Genomic DNA, 2,879 nt, shown 5'->3' with positions numbered 1-2,879 from the left:
GTCTTCGATGTCGCGGAAATTCTGCTGAGCTTCGACGATGGCATAGAAGTTGCCACCATAGGCGACATCGACGGTGATCTCGCCAAGGCCGTCCACCTCGGCGGTCAGGCCTTCGGCGTACAGGAAGGCGGGGACGTTGGTCAGGCGGACCTCTTCGACAAAGCGCCCCTCCTGCCGGTATTCGGCGATCACCAGCCCGGCGGGGGTGTCGAGCCGCAGGATGCCGGGGGTCTTGGGCGTGACAAGGCCATGTTCGATGGCGGTGGTGACGGTGCCGATGGTGCCATGGCCGCACATCGGCAGGCAGCCGGATGTTTCAATGAAGAGAACGCCGACGTCGCAATCCTCGCGGGTCGGCGGATAGAGGATGGAACCCGACATCTGGTCGTGGCCGCGGGGTTCGAACATCAGGCCTGTGCGGATCCAGTCGAATTCGGCCAGGAAATGCGCGCGGCGTTCGAGCATGGTCTTGCCCTGAAGCTGCGGTGCGCCACCCGCCACAAGGCGGACCGGATTGCCGCAGGTATGGCCGTCGATGCAGAGGAAGGTGTGGCTGGTCATATCAGGCCCTGTTGGTGGTTCGGGATGAACATATTGGACGCGGTGCTGCCTTTGCCCGGCCCTCACGGTTCGCAGCATCTTTCCAGCAATGCGATCACAACGGTGCACGGCCAAGCCCCCTGAAACGGTTCGGCGCGAAGGGGGTAAGGTCGATGGCGGGGGCTGTGCCGGTGAGGAGGCTTGCCACAAGGCCAGCGGTGCCCGCCGATTGCGTCAGGCCGAGATGGCCGTGGCCAAAGGCGTAGATCACGTTCGGCGCGCGGGTAGCGCGGCCGATGGCGGGCAAAGTGTCGGGCAGCGAGGGACGGAAGCCCATCCATTCGGTGCCGCCTTCCGTCTTTAGCCCCGGCATGAGCCCTGCGGCCTTCTTCAGCATCGCCTTCGCACGCGCATAGTTCGGCGGCAGGTCGAGCCCGCCGAGTTCAACAGCCCCGCCGACGCGGATGCCGGTCGAGAGGGGCGAGGCGACGAAGCCGTGTTCGGCGAAGGTGATGTGACGGCGGAGGTCAAAGGCCCCGGGCGGCAGCGTGGTGTTGTAGCCGCGTTCGGTCTCCAGCGGGATACGGTCACCAAGCGTCGCGGTCAGCCGATGGGAATGGGCGCCCGCCGCGACGACCGCCTGGCGGGCGGAAAGCGTGGTGCCATCGGCAAGCTGGACCGTCACGCCGTCCGGGCTGACGGAGAGCGCGCGGGCCTCGGCGGTTTCAATCCGCCCGCCCTTCCCGGTCAGCGCTTTGGCCAGCGCCAGCGTGTAAAGCTTTGGATCGGCCAGCGCCCACCAATCCTCGGTCGCGATGGCGTGGGTGATGCGGGGCGAAAGGCCGGGCTGAACTTCAGCAATGGCCTCGGCCCCCACCAGCGGCCGCCCAATGAACCCGTATTCGGCGGCAAGCTCCCATTTCCTGAGGCCGCCTTCGAAGCCCTGGGCGGTCTCATAGACCTCGATATTGCCGGATTTGGTCAACATGTCCGTGGTGCCGGTCAGCGCCATCAATGGTTCCAGCACGGTCCGCGAATGCAGCATCAGCGCCGCTTGCGCCTTGCGCGAGGCGATCACCTTGCCGGGCAGACTTTCCTTCGCGAAGCGCGCCATCCATGGGGCGATCTGAAGCGCGTAGCGCGGCGGGATGGAAAGCGGCCCAAGCGGGTCCAACAGCCATTTCGGCGCGGAAAAGAGCGTGTCGGGCGAGGCGAGCGGGTGGATGCCTGAAAAGGCAAATCCGCTCGCGTTCCCGGCCGAAGCCCCGGCGGCAGGGCCGGTGCGGTCGATAATCAATACGCCCATGCCGCGCTCAATTGCGGCATGGGCGATCGAGAGCCCGATGACACCCGCGCCGATCACGACCAGATCGGTCAAGGGGGATTGATCGGCGCGGGCGGTGGTGGTGGCGGTCAATTCGGGCTCTGTTGACTGAGGGTTATGCCATTAGATAGGCAGTCTTGACGGTGGTGTAGAACTCGGCGGCATAGCGCCCCTGTTCACGCGATCCGAAGCTCGACCCCTTGGTGCCGCCGAAGGGCACGTGGTAATCGACCCCGGCTGTCGGCAGGTTGACCATGACCATACCGGCCTGCGAACTGGCACGGAAGTGGTGGGCGTGTTTCAGGCTGGCGGTGCAGATCCCGGCAGAGAGGCAAAATTCGGTGTCGTTCGCGACGGCCAAGGCCTCATCGTAGTCCTTCACGCGGATGACGGATGCGACGGGGCCGAAGACCTCTTCGCGATTGATGCGCATGGCATTGCTGGTGTCGGTGACCAGAGCGGGAGCCATGAACCAGCCTTCGGTCGCGGCATTCAGGCGCGCGCCGCCGGTGACGGTGCCGCCTTCGTCCCGCGCGATGTCGATATAGGCCATGTTCTGTGCCATCTGCTTTTCATCGACGACGGGGCCCATCTGGCTGCCCGCCTCCAGCGCCGGGCCGACCTTCAGCGCTTTCGCGCGGTCGGCAAGCGCCGCGACGAAGCGGTCGTGGATGCCCGTCGTCACGATCAGCCGCGAGGAGGCGGTGCAGCGCTGGCCGGTGGAATAGTAGGCGCCGTTGAGGCTGGCTTCGACCGCAAGGTCAAGGTCGGCATCTTCGAGCACGACCATCGGGTTTTTGCCGCCCATTTCCAGCTGGCATTTCTTCAGATTGGCACCGCAGGTGGCGGCAATGCCGCGCCCGGTGCCGACCGATCCGGTAAAAGAGATGCCTGCGACCTTGGCGCTGCCTGTCAGCACCGGCCCGAGTTCGGAGCCGCGCCCGAAGACGACGTTGATCACCCCGTCGGGGAGTCCGGCACGCGAGAGGATCTCGATCAGCGCATGGGCCGAGGC

3 protein-coding genes are annotated in these 2,879 nt (G+C 65.7%); all 3 read right to left on the bottom strand.

The genetic code is table 11. The features are described from left to right. A partial coding sequence (locus tag WBB85_RS17215) for a proline racemase family protein (RefSeq protein ID WP_432639825.1) occupies positions 1-561 on the bottom strand: 561 nt, incomplete at its 3' end. Between the two features lie 94 nt (positions 562-655). Beyond that, positions 656-1,957: an NAD(P)/FAD-dependent oxidoreductase gene (locus tag WBB85_RS17210; RefSeq protein WP_432639824.1), complete on the bottom strand. Its 1,302-nt coding sequence runs from the start codon at positions 1,955-1,957 to the stop codon at positions 656-658. 22 nt (positions 1,958-1,979) lie between these two features. Beyond that, the coding region (locus WBB85_RS17205) for an aldehyde dehydrogenase family protein (RefSeq protein ID WP_432639823.1) at positions 1,980-2,879 on the bottom strand (900 nt) is incomplete at its 5' end.

The sequence above is a fragment of the Albidovulum sp. genome, assembly GCF_049646345.1.
Taxonomy (GTDB): Bacteria; Pseudomonadota; Alphaproteobacteria; order Rhodobacterales; family Rhodobacteraceae; genus Albidovulum.
The sequence above is the reverse complement of the archived record's forward strand: the minus strand, read 5'-3'. Positions and strand labels throughout refer to the sequence as shown.